The sequence below is a fragment of the Pseudomonas sp. CHM02 genome, assembly GCF_000612585.1.
Taxonomy (GTDB): domain Bacteria; phylum Pseudomonadota; class Gammaproteobacteria; order Pseudomonadales; family Pseudomonadaceae; genus Aquipseudomonas.
Map to the genome: position 1 here is coordinate 42,718 of NZ_JFCA01000017.1, position 15,961 is coordinate 58,678.

The 15,961-nt window shown below is 58.1% G+C and carries 11 protein-coding genes and 1 pseudogene; 8 read left to right on the forward strand and 4 right to left on the reverse strand.

What is annotated here, in order from left to right; translation table 11 throughout:
- The first annotated feature begins 175 nt into the window (after nt 1-175).
- Both BM70_RS31215 and BM70_RS0111605 read left to right on the forward strand, forming a co-directional pair.
- A pseudogene (locus tag BM70_RS31215) lies at nt 176-5,021 on the forward strand (RHS repeat-associated core domain-containing protein).
- Nucleotides 5,018-5,392 carry a hypothetical protein gene (locus tag BM70_RS0111605; RefSeq protein WP_025856176.1) on the forward strand — a complete coding sequence of 125 codons (375 nt, stop codon included), beginning with the start codon at nt 5,018-5,020 and terminating at the stop codon, nt 5,390-5,392. Before BM70_RS31215 ends, BM70_RS0111605 begins: the two are co-directional and overlap by 4 nt.
- A 221-nt stretch (nt 5,393-5,613) precedes the next feature.
- Here the strand turns inward: BM70_RS0111605 and BM70_RS0111610 are convergent, their stop codons facing one another.
- From BM70_RS0111610 to BM70_RS0111620, 3 genes are all read right to left on the reverse strand, one after another.
- On the reverse strand, nt 5,614-6,843 hold the full coding sequence (locus BM70_RS0111610) for a M20/M25/M40 family metallo-hydrolase (protein ID WP_025856177.1): 1,230 nt from the start codon (nt 6,841-6,843) through the stop codon (nt 5,614-5,616).
- Between the two features lie 48 nt (nt 6,844-6,891).
- Nucleotides 6,892-7,950 (reverse strand): diguanylate cyclase, encoded by a 1,059-nt coding sequence (locus tag BM70_RS0111615; RefSeq protein WP_025856178.1) that lies wholly within the window; start codon nt 7,948-7,950, stop codon nt 6,892-6,894.
- An 82-nt stretch (nt 7,951-8,032) separates the two neighbouring features.
- Nucleotides 8,033-8,665 (reverse strand): LysE family translocator, encoded by a 633-nt coding sequence (locus BM70_RS0111620; protein WP_025856179.1) that lies wholly within the window; start codon nt 8,663-8,665, stop codon nt 8,033-8,035.
- A 123-nt stretch (nt 8,666-8,788) separates the two neighbouring features.
- Here BM70_RS0111620 and BM70_RS0111625 point away from each other — a divergent pair, with 123 nt between their 5' ends.
- On the forward strand, nt 8,789-10,201 hold the full coding sequence (locus tag BM70_RS0111625) for a PLP-dependent aminotransferase family protein (RefSeq protein WP_025856180.1): 1,413 nt from the start codon (nt 8,789-8,791) through the stop codon (nt 10,199-10,201).
- Here BM70_RS0111625 and BM70_RS0111630 read toward each other — a convergent pair.
- Complete coding sequence (locus tag BM70_RS0111630) at nt 10,179-11,258, reverse strand: sigma-54-dependent Fis family transcriptional regulator (protein WP_025856181.1); 1,080 nt, start codon at nt 11,256-11,258, stop codon at nt 10,179-10,181. The genes BM70_RS0111625 and BM70_RS0111630 overlap by 23 nt on opposite strands.
- Nucleotides 11,259-11,513: 255 nt before the next feature.
- Here BM70_RS0111630 and BM70_RS0111635 point away from each other — a divergent pair, with 255 nt between their 5' ends.
- The 5 genes from BM70_RS0111635 (at nt 11,514) to BM70_RS0111655 (ending at nt 15,958) form a co-directional block, all read left to right on the forward strand.
- Nucleotides 11,514-12,254, forward strand: coding sequence for a response regulator (locus tag BM70_RS0111635; RefSeq protein WP_025856182.1), 741 nt, complete (start codon nt 11,514-11,516; stop codon nt 12,252-12,254).
- Entirely contained in the window at nt 12,251-13,555 is a 1,305-nt protein-coding gene (locus tag BM70_RS0111640; protein ID WP_025856183.1) for an ATP-binding protein, read from the forward strand. The genes BM70_RS0111635 and BM70_RS0111640 overlap by 4 nt, the downstream gene beginning before the upstream one ends.
- Before the next feature lie 295 nt (nt 13,556-13,850).
- Nucleotides 13,851-14,579, forward strand: a complete 729-nt coding sequence (locus BM70_RS0111645) for a winged helix-turn-helix domain-containing protein (protein ID WP_025856184.1) — start codon at nt 13,851-13,853, stop codon at nt 14,577-14,579.
- The gene (locus tag BM70_RS0111650; RefSeq protein ID WP_025856185.1) at nt 14,572-15,267 is read left to right on the forward strand and encodes a hypothetical protein; all 696 of its coding nucleotides are present in this window, start codon (nt 14,572-14,574) and stop codon (nt 15,265-15,267) included. Before BM70_RS0111645 ends, BM70_RS0111650 begins: the two co-directional genes overlap by 8 nt.
- A 31-nt stretch (nt 15,268-15,298) precedes the next feature.
- The gene (locus BM70_RS0111655) at nt 15,299-15,958 is read left to right on the forward strand and encodes a helix-turn-helix domain-containing protein (protein WP_025856186.1); all 660 of its coding nucleotides are present in this window, start codon (nt 15,299-15,301) and stop codon (nt 15,956-15,958) included.
- Nucleotides 15,959-15,961: the final 3 nt, after the last annotated feature.

Consider the following 15,961-nt stretch of genomic DNA (forward strand, 5'->3'; position numbering starts at 1 on the left):
AATAGCCGCTAGTCGCGCAGGAATTGACGAGAGCTGTCGAAACTTCCCACGTAACGGCCGGATAAGCTCTACTCCCCTCCCCTGAAAAGGTCCGCAAAGTCCCTCGCCTGATTACACAGTGCGAGGGATTGCGGATGACGTTATTTGTTTGGGCCCCGGTTGATGGGGCTGCCTCATGATCGAAGTGACCAGCCAAACCATTGGTTATTTGGTACTGGCCGCCATGGATTCAAAGACGCGAGACGTCGAATCCGTCATCAGCGATTTCAAGCGCTGCCTCAATCACTACGACGCCTGGGCGGAGAGCTTTTTCAGCTTTTCGGCGCTGGATATCGAGCAGGTCTTCAAGGTCGGGGATGAGGTGGCGCTGATAGCGCCGATCGACCGCTCGCTGTTTCCCAGCACAATCACCGCGACCTGCCAGGCAGACGGCACGTTGACCCTGGTGCACCTGTTCCAAAGCACGCGATTTGTACCCATCGGCAACACGCCGGTGGTATTGCAGCGCGTCGACCCCAACGGCGGCCCACTGGGCGAGCCGATCCACAGGACCATCGGCCCGAGCGGCATTCTCGAAATCAACGCGTGTGAGCGCGACCAGCAGTACCGGGTCAACTTCTATCCCAACGTTTCCAAGGCGCATTTCAAGGCCCTTTACGCCTCTTACCAGTCGATAATCGAACCGCTGGAAGGCTGGCTGCGCAGTGAATGGGCCACTACCTTCGCTCCCTTGTGGAAGGACTATTCCGAAGCCAACTTTCTCAAGCGCTACCTCTCACTCCACCAAGCCTACGCTCGCGGCTTTGGTGAGGCGCTGTATTCGCTCTGGGACAACATCAATGCACTGTTTCAGTGGCTTTTGAACCCATTGGTTTATGCCGAAAAGCTACTGCATTACCTGTCCCAGGATGAATTTGAAAAGCTGCTGAAGCTCGGTACCGAAAGCATCGCAAAAGGCTTGCTGGTGCTTAGCGATGAGCCACTGCTGTTCGTTTATCTGTCGGCAATGGTCAGCTGGATGCGGATGTTGCCGCCGCCTTATATGAATGAGTTGCTGGGTGAAATCAGCGCCGAAATACTGATCAATTGGCTGCTGTGTCTCGCTACCGCCGGGATGGGTATGGCGGTGCGAATGAGTGCGAAGGTGCTAGGCAGCATCAAGTCTCAGCGTGTGCGCAGATGGTTGGAGCACATGGCCGCGCAGCTCGGAAAGTTTCGTGTGGATGATCACACGGAGGTGGCTAAGCCGGTATTGCTCAGTAGCCAGGCCACGACAATCAAGACGATCCCGGATGCGCCGTTGAAGGCGGGGGATCAGGTGGTTTCCAACGCGGTGCCGGTGGTTCGGGACAAGGCCACGCAACGGACGGTGTTGGTGCGGCAGGAGCTTGTGGATGACGCGCCTGCTTCTGCTCGAAACCTGAATGGTGATGCCGCCGCGTCTTCGGACAAGACCGCTACCAACGGCTGCCCGGTGTCCATGGTCACGGGCGAAGAACTGCTGACCCTCACCGATGGGGCGCTGGACGGGATATTGCCGTTTGAGTGGACCCGCTTGTACCGCACCAGTGCGGTGGAAATGGATTGTGGGTTGGGCTTTGGCTGGAGTCATTCGCTGGCGCATCGGCTGAGTGTGTCCGGGGATTCGGTAGTGTGGACCGATCATGAAAACCGCTCCACCACCCTGCCCTTGCCGACTGCCTCTCGACCTGCGATCACCAACAGTCTTGCCGAAGCGGCGATCTATTTGGGTACTGCGCCCGATGAACTGGTGCTGGCGCAGGCATCACGTTTCTACCACTTCCACGACGGTGTGCTGACGGCGATCAGCGATGCGTATGACAACCGCCTGCGTATTTCCCGGGATGTTTTGGGGCGCATTGAGCGGCTCGATAACGGCGTGGGGCGCTCGCTGTTGTTGCGCTATGCGTCGGGCCGCATTGAGGCGGTGGACTACCAAGTTCAACGCATCGTGGATGAGGGTCCGTATGTTTGGGTGACGGAACAGACCGTTGTTTCCTACACCTATGACGACCTTGGACGACTGATTTCAGCGACCAACACAGTCGGCGAAAGCGAGGTTTATCGGTACGACCAACAGCACGTGATTCTTGAACGCGGCTTGGCCGGTGGGGCGAGTTTCTTCTGGGAGTGGGAACGGTCTGGCAAGGCGGCGCGATGTATTCGCGCATTGGGCCAGTTTTTCGCAGATGGACACGCGGTATGCCTGGGATGACAACGGGCAGGTCACGGTGTTTAACGCCGATGGCAGCCAGGAAGTCTACGTGCATGACCAGCGGGCGCGGCTGGTGCAGCGGGTGGATCCTGACGGGGCCGAGCACTTCAAGTCCTACGATGACAAAGGCCGGCTGACGGTTGAGCAGGATCCGCTGGGCGCGATCACGGCCTACCAGTACGACGAAGCCGGGCGTCTGGTGGCGTTGTTTCCGGGGGATGATGAGCCGACGACCTACGAGCATGACAATGGATTCGTACGGGTGGTGCGCCGTGGTGAAGCCGTCTGGAAGTATGAGCGCAATGATCAGGGCGATGTCACTCGTAAGACCGATCCTGATGGTCACGTTACGGACTACAGCTACAACAAATATGGGCAGCTGATTGGGGTTTGGTACCCGGATCACAGCTGTCAGCGGCTGGTATGGAATGAGCGTGGGCAGTTGCTTGAGGAGCAGTTGCCGAATGGTGAGATCAAGCGTTATCGCTATGACGATCTCGGGCGGCAGATTGCGCGGGAAGATGAGCACGGCGCGCTGACCCAGTATCAGTGGGACAGCGTGGGTCGGTTGACTCGCGTTGTGCAGCCAGGCGGCGAGTTCAGGGAATACAGCTACAACCCCTACGGAAAAATCACCGCCGAACGCGATGAACTGGGGAACATCACCCGCTACGAATACGCCGACGGCCTGCACCTGATCAGCCGCCGCATCAATGCCGATGGCAGCCAGGTCAACTACCGCTACGACAACGCGCGTTTACTGCTGACCGAAATCGAAAACGAAGTTGGCGAAACCTACCGGCTCCAGTACCACAACAACGGCCTGATCCAGCAGGAAACCGGGTTTGACGGTCAGCGCACCGCTTACGTCTACGACCTCAACGGCAACCTTTCGGAGAAGACCGAACACGGCGATGACGGCAGTCAGTTGGTTACCCGCTACGAGCGCGATTACGCCGGACGCCTCGTCAGAAAAACCCTGCCCGACGGTGGCAAGGTTGATTACACCTACGACCGCCAAGGCAATCTCTTAGGCGTCGAAGACGGCCACTGGGCCCTGGCCTACGAATACGACACCCAAAACCGCCTCACCGCCGAACACCAAGGCTGGGGCACCCTGCGTTACGGCTACGACGCCTGCGGCCATCTTCAAAACCTACGCCTGCCGGACAACAACCGCCTCACCTTCAATCACGACAAAGGCGGTCACCTCGCCACCGTCGAACTGAACGGCGCAGTACTCACCTCACACCTCTTCACCGCCGGCCGCGAACAGCAACGCCAACAAGGCCAACTGCTCAGCACTTACCAACACGACCACCAAGGACGCCTGTTCAACCAGAGCATCAACGACGCCGAAGGCCCGCTATACCGCCGCCACTACGACTACGACCCATCCGGCAACCTCACCCGCCTGCTCGACACCCGCAAAGGCGAACACCGCTACCACTACGCCCCCCTAAGCCGCCTCACCCGCGCCGACCACACCCAAGGCGAGCAAGAACGCTTCGGCCACGACCCCGCCGGCAACCTGCTCATGCAAGACCGCCCCGACATCGTCGCCGGCAACCGCCTGATGATCCAGGGCGATCACCACTACGACTACGACGCCTACGGCAACCTGATCCGCGAACGCCGCGGCAAAGGCCATCAACTCGTCACCGAATACCGCTACGACTGCCAGCATCGCCTGATTGGTATTAAAAAACCCAACGGCCAGACCACCAGCTACCGCTACGACCCGTTTGGGCGGCGTATCAGCAAAACCGTCGATGGCATAACCACCGAGTTCTTCTGGCAAGGCGACACACTCATCGCCGAACACCACGAGAACCGCCACCGCAGCTACCTCTATGAACCCGACAGCTTCCGTCCACTTGCCTTACTGGACGGTTTCGGTCCAAAGGAAACCAAGCCCTACCACTACCAACTCGACCACCTGGGCACGCCGCAGGAACTCACCGCTCTGGATGGCGAAATCGTCTGGTCCGCGCATTACCGCGCCTACGGCGAAATCAGCCGCCTCGACATCGGAAAAGTCGACAATCCGCTGCGCTTCCAGGGTCAGTATTTCGATCAGGAAAGCGGGCTACATTACAACCGCCATCGCTACTACAATCCGGATATTGGTCGCTACCTGACGCCGGATCCGGTGAAGCTGGCGGGTGGGATCAATGCGTACCAGTACGTGCCTAATCCTACGGGATGGGTTGATCCGTTAGGGTTAAGCTCATGTCCTGGCGGAGATGGTTGCAAGCCAAGCGCTACTGCTAAAAACTCTGCGCCAAGTGTTAATGATGGAGAGCCAGCTTTACCACAACTGACGCGTGCTGAGCGTCAGGCAAGAATTGATGAGCTGGCTGAGTCAAACATTCATCGCCGATTATCGGAACTCGAGATATCAATTCCAGGAGCACACTTCTTGGAAAAACATGGAGCTCAAACCTCATTGGAGTCCCAACTTGAACGGGTGACAACAGCTAGAAATCCAACTACCGGAAGAATCGAGACCTTTGACAGAGGAAGAAGAGCAGGTACACCAAGACCACCCAGTGCTGCCACGCACTTTCTTAGTCACAGAGATCAATTCAATGCAATTGAGCGAGCCATTCTGATATTCAAACTTAATGGCCGAGCACAAACCCCAAGACCAATGAACATGGGTAAAGTTATCGGGGATGGTTATAAGAGAGACGGACTAGAATATGGAAAACAAACTAAAGCAGTTGTGCATTTGGATAGAGACGGAAAACCAATCACAGCCTATACGGAGTTCGACAGATGAAAAAGAAACCAGACATCGCTATATTGCAAGGCTTTTTATTCACATACAGCATAGAGAACACCATTGATTTAGAAAGAGAAGAAATCATAGTTTCAAAAAACGTAAACAACAACGCTGAACTCTCAGAGCTTTTCGATATTCTAACCAAGCCCGAATTCCTCTCATACAGAGAGGATGAGCAAATATGGTTCATAGAAACCATCGAGCATTACCTATCAAAAGGGGATGATTTCGAATCTGTCTTTTATCTATTTGACACACACTTCGAAAACGACATAACTGACAAAAGAGCGTTCATGGCAATACTGCTTGAACGTCTCAAGAGTTACCACAACGAGGCCGACACACACAAATCAAAAGCTATTAAATAAACACAGAAAAATGAACCGTATTAGTTTAAAGGGCCAGCCTCGAAGACCAGTAAATTTGGTAACACCCCCCCTGTAGCACGCTTGCTTGCGTTGGGCCGCGCAGCGGCCCCAGTGCAGGCAGTGGGTACTCAGGTAAATCGGCATCTTCTGTTTTGGGGCTGCTGCGCAGCCCAACGCAGGGCAAGCCTGCTCACCACAAAAGGGTGTCAATCAGCGGAAAATCACCGCTTCGAAAGCTCCATAATCATCCGACTAAGCAGATAAACCCGCGGCACCACACTCTCCACCTCCGCGTACTCCTCCGGCGTATGAATATTCCCGCCAACAATCCCAAACCCATCCAACGTCGGCGTCCCTACCCCGGCTGACAAGCTGGCATCCGCCGCGCCACCACTGCCCTCAATCGTCAACGTCTTGCCCAGTTCCCCATAAATCTCCTGGGCAATCGCCACCAACTTGTCCGACTCCGGCGTCTGTGGCATTGGTGGCAGCCCACGCTGCAGGCTGGTCTTCACTTCGGTCTCGGGGATCAGCTTGTTCGCCGATACGCGAGCGAGGTCTTTTTCGATGCGGTCAAATTCTTCTGGCAAGGCCGCACGTACGTCGGCCTTGGCGGTGGCCTGGTCGGGGATGACGTTGGTGCGGTCGCCGGCCTTGATCACGGTGAAGTTGATGGTGGTTTTCTTCTCTTCGTCGCCCAGTTTGCCCAGCTGCAGGATCTGGTGCGCCGCTTCCATGGCGGCGTTGCGGCCGAGTTCCGGGGCGACGCCGGCGTGGGCGGCCTTGCCTTTGACTTCGACCACGGCGGTGGCGCTGCCTTTGCGCCACACCACCAGGCCGTCGGCAGGGCGGCCGGGTTCGAGGTTGAGGGTGACGTCGTGGGCCTTGGCGGTTTTGCGGATCAGCTCGGAGGCGGCGTCGGAGCCGGTTTCTTCGCTGGCGTCGAGCAGGAAGGTGATCTGCGCGTAGTCCTTGAAGCCCTGGTCCTTGAGGACTTTGAGCGCATAGATGCCGGCGACGATGCCACCCTTGTCATCCATCACGCCGGGACCATAGGCGCGGCCGTCCTTGATATGAAACGGGCGCTCGGCAGCCGAGCCTTCCTTGAAGACCGTGTCCATGTGCGCCATCAGCAGGATCTTGGCTTTGCCGGTGCCCTTGAGGGTGGCAATTACATGACTGTTGTTGGCCGCTTTATCCGGCACCAACTCGATAGTGAAACCCAGCTGTTTCAGCTCATCAACGGCGATGTCGCGCACTTGAGTCAGGCCCGGCTCGTAGCCCGAACCCGAGTCGATGTTCACCAGGCGCTCAAGCAGTTTCAGGGCGTCGGCCTTGTACTGCTCGGATTGGGCCTGGATCTGTTTATGGGGTTCGGCGCTGTAGGCCGGCACGGCTACGGACAAGGCCAGGGTGGCGGCCAGGAGGGTACGGGAGAAGTTGAAGAGCATGAACCGATCCTTGATTGTTGTTGGAGGGTGCCGCCACACCCTACCCCACTAGACCGATCGCAACCAACTCCCCTGTACGGAACTGACGCGGTTTCGCCCGCTGCTCTTGGCCTCGTACAACGCCTGGTCAGCGTCATTCAGCCAACTGGTGGAATCGGCGTGGGTCGGCTGATACGGCGCCAGGCCGATGCTCAGGCTGACGCGCAGGGTCGGGTCCTGGGCGTAGGCCAGGGCGTTGAAGCGGTCGCGCAACGCGTCCATCACTTCGGTGGCACGGCTGAGGTCCATGTCCGGCAGGATCACGCAGAACTCGTCGCCACCGTAACGCCCGGCCAGGTCGGTGGCGCGCAGGTTCTGGCGCAGTACCTTGCTGAGTTGGCGCAGGACGATATCGCCGGTGACATGGCCGTAGGTGTCGTTGATAACCTTGAAGTGATCGATATCGATCAACGCGATGGCAGCGCCTGCCGAACCGCGGCGGCAGCGTTGGAATTCGATCTCCAGATGATCTTTCCAGGCGCCGTGGTTGAGCAGGCCGGACAAACTGTCCGTGCGGCTCAGGGCCAAGAGCTCGCGCTTGTGTCGCGCCAGGGTCACCGCCTGGCGGTAGCAGATCCAGCCCAGGGCCAGCGGATACAGCATCAGGATCGGCAGGCAGGCGTAGAGCTGCGCCTGGGTGGTCACGGCGATGAAGGCCGGGGCAAACATCAACAATGCCGTGCCGATCCCCAGCGCCTGCGCCATCCATCCCGCCAGCATGAAACGGGGGCCGCCAATGGCCACGTTGTTCATGGTCATCATCGACAAGGTGGTCACACTGGGCAGTGGATTGAAGTGCATGGCGCCGACCCAGAACCCACCGCAAAACGAGTCGAACAGCAAGTTGCGGCGTTCGCTTCGCAGTGCGTTGGCGGTGCGCAACGTCAGTTGAAACGCCAGGTGCGGCCAGACAAATGCGTTGATCAACATCCAGGCCCACACCCACCCGGCGGGATCCAGGGGATACATCCCGAACACCACGCAGACGAATCCGAGCGTCAGGCCGAGCATGCGGGACTTGTACAGCCGTGAAGCGAGCGGAAGTCCGTGTCCTTCTGCAGCTGACATGGCGGGATGAGATCCTGAGTGAATGCCAGGAGTCTATCAGGGGACCGGCAATTCGCCACTACCGCTCATAAGCTCAGCGCCCTCAGCGGGAAAAGCCCCGCGCCAGCATCACCGCCACGCCCAGCAACAGCACCGCCGTGATGCGCTGCCACAGCACTCGGCGCCTGGGGTTTTCCAGCACATGCTTGATGCGCTGGCCGAAGTAGCCATACAGGCAGCCACTGGCGAATTGCAGTACCAGGAACGTCAGCCCGAGGATGGCGATGTCCATCGTCGAACTGTGCTCCCCGGCCCCGGCGAACTGGGGGAACACCGCACTGAACATGATGAGGGTCTTGGGGTTGGAAAAACCAGTCAGCAACCCTTTGCCAAACAGACTGCGCGCCCCCTCTGCCGCGCCGCCGCGGTCCAGCGACAGGCCGCTGCTGGTCCACTGCTTGTAGGCCAGGTAAAGGATGTAGGCCACACCGACGATCTGGATGCCCTGGGTGATGGCAAGGTTGCCCTTGATCACTTCAGAAAAGCCCACTGCGAAAACCAGGATCGAAATCAGGTACGACACGCTGGCACCGATTTGCGCCGGGATCGAACTGCGCAAGCCGTCGCGCAGGCCCAGGCTCAACAGCAGCAGGGTCATGGGGCCGGGGCTGAAGGTCATGGTGGCGCAGAACAGCAGGAAGTAGAGAAATGAAGAGAGGGTCAATGTGCTTGTCATGGCCTGGAACCTGGGAAAGAGAGCCGGCAGTCTAGGCAGTTGGCATTGCACAGGGCAGGTAAAGTGAGGCCTAATCCGCCCGAACTTCACCGGTAAAATCACCGGCAAAGACAAGGAAGCTGCATGTTCGTTTCGGCCATAACCTTTGTAGAGGGCACCCCCAAGGTGCAGCAGATCGTGCAGGCGTTCAGCCAGGCTATCGAAAGTGGCGAATGGACGCCCGGCAGCAAGCTGCCATCGGTGCGCGAACTGACCCAGACCCTGGGCGTGAGCAAGTTCACCCTCAACGAAGCCCTCGACCGCCTGCGCGGGCGCAACCTGCTGACGTCCAGCCAAGGCCGGGGTTATTTCGTGGCAGTGGACAGCGTCCGCCCAGCCCTGGCGACGTGGGTGGAACTGCTGCCCCAAGACCTGCTCAGCGTATTGCGTCGTCCCCTTGCCACGGCCTACGGCGACCTGCGCCCCGGCGGCGGCCACTTGCCCGAGGCCTGGCTGGACAACGACGCGATTCGCCAAACCCTGCGCAGCGTGGTCCGAGCGCCGTCACTGCGCATCGCCGGGCTGGGCACGCCGGCCGGTTTACTGCCGTTGCGCCAGGCCCTGCAACAGAAACTGCATGGCGAAGGCTTGTCGGTGTCGCTGGAACAGATCATCACCACCCCCAACACCGTGCAAGGCCTGGACATGCTGATGCGCCTGCTGGCACGCCCCGGCGACACCGTGCTGCTCGACGCCCCGTGCTATTTCAACTTCCATGCCAACCTGGCATTGCACGGGGTCAAGGGGGTGACGATCCAGCGCCGGCCCGATGGCTTTGACTTCAACGCGCTCGAACAACTATTGGCGGAACATCGCCCCAGCCTGTACCTCACCACCAGCGTGCTGCAGAACCCCACCGGCCATTCCCTCAGCCCAAGCCAGGCGTTTCGCCTGCTGCAACTGACCCAGCAATACGCTTGCCATATCATCGAGGATGACCTCTACGGCGACCTGCACCCCAACCCACCGCCGCGCCTCGCCGCCCTCGCCGGCCTGGACCAGGTCACCTACCTGTCGGGCTTCTCCAAGATTCTCAGCGCGAACACCCGCGTCAGTTTCGTGGTCGCCGCTCCGCAATTGGCGGCCAACCTGACCAATATGAAGTTGATGAGCGGCGGCGTGACCTCGGAGCTGTTCGAACAGATCGTGTACCGCATGCTCAGCGAAGGCAGCTACGCCAAGCACCGCAAGCGGATGGTGCAGCGCTTGATGGAGGCCGGTGGACGGGTCGAGCAATGGCTCAAGCGTTGCGGCTGCGAACTGCCGATGGGCTATGAAGGTGGGATGTTTATCTGGGCGCACCTGCCGCCGGGCATCAACGGCGAACTGCTGGCCCAGGCGGCATTGAAAGAAGGCATGGTGTTGGCGCCGGGCGCGTTGTTCGGCTATGACCCGGCACACCGCGATTCGATGCGTTTCAATGTGGCCCACAGTGATGAGCCACAGGTACAACAGATGTTCGAAACGCTGTTGATCAAGGCTTCGCACGCCCCTTGAGCATGCCGTGATTGACCAGCAAGGTACGCATGGCGTTACGGGTGATCCCCAGCAGATCCGCCGTGCGCAGTTGGTTGAAACCACAGAATGCAAAAGCCTCGCGCACGATCAAGTCTTCGATATCGTGCAGCAACGTATCGCCGGGCACGTCGAACAACCGCAACAACTGCTCGCGTATCACCTCCTGGGGAATGCGCGGTGCACTGCCGTTGGCGCTGGCGTGCAGTGCACTGAGCCCGGCGGAAAACTTGAGGTGGCTGGGCATGATCGGTTTGTCACCGGCCACCAGCAGCGCCAGGTGCACGACGTTTTCCAGCTCACGGATATTGCCCGGCCACGGGTAGTCCAGCAGCGCCTGGGTGGCGGACTCGGAGAGCATCGGTTCGGCGATTTTCAACTTGGCGCTGTACAGCCGGCGGAAGTGCTCCACCAGCGGCAGGATATCCAGCGGGCGTTCCCGCAAGGGCAGCACCTGCACCTGGGCGACGTTGATGCGATAGAACAGATCGAGACGGAAATTACCCGCCTCCACCGCCTGTTCCAGGTCGATGTTGGTGGCGGTCACCAGGCGGATATTGATCTTGATCGGTTTGCGCGAGCCCACGCGCACCACTTCCTGCTCCTGCAACACCCGCAGCAACTTCACCTGCAAAGGCAGCGGCAGGTCGCCGATTTCATCGAGGAACAACGTGCCGCCATCGGCTTCTTCAAACCAACCGATACGCCGCCCCGAAGCACCGGAAAAAGAGCCGGCTTCATGGCCGAAAAATTCACTCTCCGCCAGGTTCTCGCTGATCGCGCCACAGTTCACCGGCACAAACGCCCCGGTGCGACCGCTGGCACTGTGGATGTAACGCGCCACCAGCTCCTTGCCGGTACCGGTCTCGCCATTGATCAATACCGGCGCTTCGCTGGGACCGACGCGTTTCAAGTAATCGAGCAGTTGCAGCGAGCGCGGATCGGAAAATACCAGGGCCTTGGCGCGAATCGACAACGGGTCTTTTTCACCCTGGGGCAAGGTCAGGATCGGCGTGGGCTGCCCGTGGGGACGGTTCATGAACAATTTCCCGGCGGCGAGATAAACAGAGTGAGGGTGACTTTACCCAGCCGCAGATATAACTAGAAATATTAAAAATTCATTAGTACATAACCGTTTATCGGAACTACTCCACAGCCAGACCCTGTCATTCCGGCATTTTTGCTTCGTCGTGTATCTCCCCATCGCCAGATACACTGCAATACAAAGGGCACAAGGCAAGGCTGCCGCCACTGGCTAGACTGCGCCCCAATGAGAATTTACGAGGAAGGCAGCATGGATCATGTCGATCACATCCTGATCGTCGATGACGACCGGGAGATCCGCGAATTGGTGGGCAACTACCTGAAGAAAAACGGTATGCGCACCACTGTGGTTGCCGACGGTCGCCAGATGCGCAGCTTCCTCGACACCACGCCGGTGGACCTGATTGTGCTGGATATCATGATGCCCGGCGACGACGGCTTGCAGCTGTGCCGCGAACTTCGAGTAGGCAAGCACAAGGCCACGCCGGTGCTGATGCTCACGGCGCGCAATGATGAAACCGACCGCATCATCGGCCTGGAAATGGGCGCCGACGATTACCTGGTCAAACCTTTCGCCGCCCGTGAACTGCTGGCACGTATCAACGCCGTGTTACGCCGCACGCGGATGCTGCCGCCGAACCTGGTGGTCAGCGAGACCGGACGCCTGATCCGCTTCGGCCGCTGGCGCCTGGATACCACCGCCCGCCACCTGCTCGACGAAGACGGCACCCTGGTGGCCCTGAGCGGCGCCGAATACCGCCTGCTGCGAGTGTTCCTCGACCACCCCCAACGCGTGCTCAACCGCGACCAGTTGCTGAACCTGACCCAAGGCCGCGACGCGGATCTGTTCGACCGCTCCATCGACCTGCTGGTGAGCCGCCTGCGCCAACGCCTGCTGGATGACGCCCGTGAACCGGCCTACATCAAGACCGTACGCAGTGAGGGCTACGTGTTCTCCCTGCCGGTGGAAATCCTCGGGGCCGATCAATGAAGCTACGATTTGGCTGGCCACGCACCCTGGCGTCGCAGCTGTCGCTGATCTTCCTGATCAGCCTGGTGTGCGCCCATGGCTTGTCCTTCAGCGCGCAGTTCTACGAGCGCTATATCAGTGCGCGCACCGCCATGCTGGGCAACCTGGAAAACGATGTGTCCACCTCGATCGCCATTCTCGACCGTTTGCCCGCCACCGAGCGCGCCAGTTGGCTGCCGCGTCTCGACCGGCAGAATTACCGCTACCTGCTCGATGCCGGCGAAACCGGCGCGCCGATGAGCAGCGACGATGCCCCCATGGCCGCCACCTCGATCGCGGACGCACTGGGCGAACACTACGCGCTGACCTTTCGTGACATCCCCGGCATGCAGAAACACTTCCAGGCGCACCTGACCCTGGCCGATGGCAGCCCGATCACCATTGATGTACGCCCCGCCGCCCTGCCCGTCGCCTATTGGCTGCCAGTGGTGCTGGTACTGCAACTGGCGCTGCTGCTCGGCTGCACCGGGTTCGCCGTGCGCCTGGCCATCCGCCCGCTGACTCGCCTGGCTCGCGCTGTAGAGACCCTCGACCCGAATGCCCACCCCACGCCGCTGGACGAAAAGGGCCCGACCGAAGTCGCGCATGCCGCCGCCGCGTTCAATGAAATGCAAAAACGCATCGCCGAATACCTCAAGGAACGCATGCAGATCCTCGCGGCGATTTCCCATGACCTGCAAACCCCGATTACCCGCATGAAGCTGCGTGCCGAATTCATGGAAGACTCCGCCGACCGCGACAAACTCTGGAACGACCTCGGCGAAATGGAGCACCTGGTGCGCGAAGGCGTGGCCTATGCGCGTAGCGTTCATGGCGCTACCGAAGCCAGCCACCGGATCAACCTCGACGCTTTCCTCGACAGCCTGGTGTTCGACTATCAGGACATGCACAAACAGGTCAGCCTCAGTGGCAAAAGCGCGGTGGTGCTCGACACCCGCCCTCATGCCCTGCGCCGGGTGCTGGTGAACCTGGTGGACAACGCACTGAAGTTCGCAGGCAGTGCCGAGCTGGAAGTGGGCTCGACGGCGAACGGAGAATTGTCGATCAAGGTACTGGACCGTGGGCCCGGGATCGCCGAGGACGAACTGGTGCAGGTGATGCAACCGTTTTACCGCGTGGAGAGCTCACGCAATCGCGGCACCGGTGGCACCGGGCTGGGGTTGGCGATTGCGCAGCAACTGGCGGTGGCGATAGGCGGCTCGTTGACCTTGAGCAATCGAGCGGAAGGTGGCTTGTGTGCCGAGATTCGCCTCGTGCTTTAATTTGAAGCCGGGTTAACGGCTGCACTGCAGCCTCCCGTCTAACTGATAATATCTAACCGCCTGCTGCCGCTAACCCATTGACGTAAGATATTTATCGCACACTAAAAAACTGCACTAGCATATGTGCAACATCGTACAAACTTCTCCATATCCCCCTCTCTGCCGCGCTCCGCTACCCCGAAACAAGTGGCAAATGTTAAAATTTGTCACGTTTTGGCGGAATCAATTCGATTAGTATCTAAACGCTAGCCGCGATTGATCTGACGGCCTTGCATGCCGGAAAAGGGAGTAGGTGATGCATTTTTCCAATGTCCTCGCTATTGCACGGACTCAGTCTAAATCGGAGGATTTCAGAGAGCTTATAGTTCGCACTGTAGCGGATGATTTAAAAGTCGATACACGTTACTACGAGCAACTAATTGACACCCAGGAAAGTCACGGAAATTACCGCGCGATCATCATAGAAATCGATACGCCCTCGGCCAGCAATCTAACGCTGGACATAATAAGAAAAACCCGAGACAAAAACCCAGGCTGCACCATATTTGTCGTTGTCACCTTTGCCTCTACCCTGAGCAAAACAAAATACTACCTGGCGGGTGCGGATTACTGCATCAAGGTGGTAGAGACCTCCCCCGAAAAAAAGTTGAGTCTGTTTGACGCTTTTCTCCGCGAGGGCGCTCGACTGAATCGTTGTGGCCTGGTACTCGATCAGGACCGCATGTGCATTTACGGTGATGGCAAAAAGCTAGAAATCTCCTTCGTCGAGATGAAAGTATTGGAAGCGCTTATCCAGCGTCGACTGCTCAGTCATAATGAAATCGCAGCTGTCATGGGGCTGAATACCAAGTACTACGACTCCAGAGCACTGGAAAAGTCTATTAGCCGCCTGCGCAGCAAAATCAAGGCACACTACGGTGAAAATATCATTCAGAATATTCGAGGCTATGGCTACAAGCTAAGCCTGGGCCTTATTTGCGCCAGCCATTTTCAATCCGCCAAGGAGAGGTCGAATCGTGAATAGCGACAAAATATGCCGTGACCAACTGATGGACTTCAATCTTGCCAGGCAAGCCATCGTTGATCGCAGTCATGCACTGTGGGGCAGCGAAATAAGCATCGTGTGCCCGCACAATCATGCACGGTCTGAAAGTGCCTACAACGAGGCCTTGCAACGTATAAGCGCACGGCATAAAGCGTCCAATCCAGCGTTGAGTCATAAGTTTCTATGCATCGACCAAGCGGCCTTGATGAATGAAGATCTGCACAACAAGATTATTCAGACTGCCCGCGCTCTGGAAAAGCACAAACAACCGTTGACCCTCAGTATCAATAACCCGTTGGACGCACTTCCCGGCCCGGTTGAACGCAGGGCAATGGTCTACCAGTTATATAAGTTGAAAGACCAATGCGGCCTATCGCTGGCTTACAATAATTACAGGCTTGATACAAAACAGACCGACCTGCTGATTGACCTCGAGCTCTACGACTATATAAAAATGCCTTTTCCGGACTCCGCCCTTCGGCTGAGTCTGAATACCCGCTCCGATCTGTTCGACCGTCTCTACGACCGCATGCTAGAGCTGATCAGCGCGACGCGGGTGTGCTTCATTGCCGACACTGTCGAGTTCGCCGACAGTGCACTATTGGCTAAAAACCTGCCGTTCGAATACTTTCAGGGCGGTTATTACTCGCCTGCTGATTACCTATAACACCTGTACCTTCCTACTCTCGGTGGACACTATGAGCTCCCTCAAGAAATACGCCTTCACGCCCACACTTCCCGCTATTGCATTGCAGGATTTTTCGCCCAATGCAGAGTTATTTCATTACGATGTAAACGCACCAACCATGACAGAAACAGGCGATAAAAAACGCGAATTCAATTCGCGCCAAGCCAGGCACAGCGATCACCCGCGACTGAATACTTATGTCATTACTCATACCATCAACTTACCCTCTTACCCTTTTAACGCTGTGCGACAAGAATCCAGGACGCCAATGCCAAAGGATCATGACAGCGCGCCGAATAACCATGTTCATCCTCCGGAAATAAACGCCGACCGAAGTCAACTTTACCCACAGGATTTCTGGCTGCTGACCCAGCATGACCGAATCCTGGCGAAGGGTGGCCTGCGTATTTCATTGACCGCCATTGAATCCGCACTGATAAAAAAGATGCTGCACCATGAAGAACGCGTGGTCAGTAAAGAGGAGTTGATCCGTAATATCGGGCGCGAACCCGAGTTATATCGCGGCCTGGAAATGTGCCTGAGCCGCCTGCAGGAAAAGTTCAAGCGGGCCAACGACGGGGAACGTCTGTTTCGTGCGGTAAGGAATCGGGGTTATTGCCTCACGCAGAAAATCAAGAAGCCACTCGAGCTGACTCAATCGCGCCGTTAACAT

What these genes read in the sequence shown, in the direction of transcription:
- BM70_RS0111605 (WP_025856176.1), top strand. Translation starts at nt 5,018, where the DNA reads ATGAAAAAGAAACCAGACATCGCTATATTGCAAGGCTTTTTATTCACA.
- BM70_RS0111610 (WP_025856177.1), bottom strand. Translation starts at nt 6,843, where the DNA reads ATGCTCTTCAACTTCTCCCGTACCCTCCTGGCCGCCACCCTGGCCTTG.
- BM70_RS0111615 (WP_025856178.1), bottom strand. Translation starts at nt 7,950, where the DNA reads ATGTCAGCTGCAGAAGGACACGGACTTCCGCTCGCTTCACGGCTGTAC.
- BM70_RS0111620 (WP_025856179.1), bottom strand. Translation starts at nt 8,665, where the DNA reads ATGACAAGCACATTGACCCTCTCTTCATTTCTCTACTTCCTGCTGTTC.
- BM70_RS0111625 (WP_025856180.1), top strand. Translation starts at nt 8,789, where the DNA reads ATGTTCGTTTCGGCCATAACCTTTGTAGAGGGCACCCCCAAGGTGCAG.
- BM70_RS0111630 (WP_025856181.1), bottom strand. Translation starts at nt 11,258, where the DNA reads ATGAACCGTCCCCACGGGCAGCCCACGCCGATCCTGACCTTGCCCCAG.
- BM70_RS0111635 (WP_025856182.1), top strand. Translation starts at nt 11,514, where the DNA reads ATGGATCATGTCGATCACATCCTGATCGTCGATGACGACCGGGAGATC.
- BM70_RS0111640 (WP_025856183.1), top strand. Translation starts at nt 12,251, where the DNA reads ATGAAGCTACGATTTGGCTGGCCACGCACCCTGGCGTCGCAGCTGTCG.
- BM70_RS0111645 (WP_025856184.1), top strand. Translation starts at nt 13,851, where the DNA reads ATGCATTTTTCCAATGTCCTCGCTATTGCACGGACTCAGTCTAAATCG.
- BM70_RS0111655 (WP_025856186.1), top strand. Translation starts at nt 15,299, where the DNA reads ATGAGCTCCCTCAAGAAATACGCCTTCACGCCCACACTTCCCGCTATT.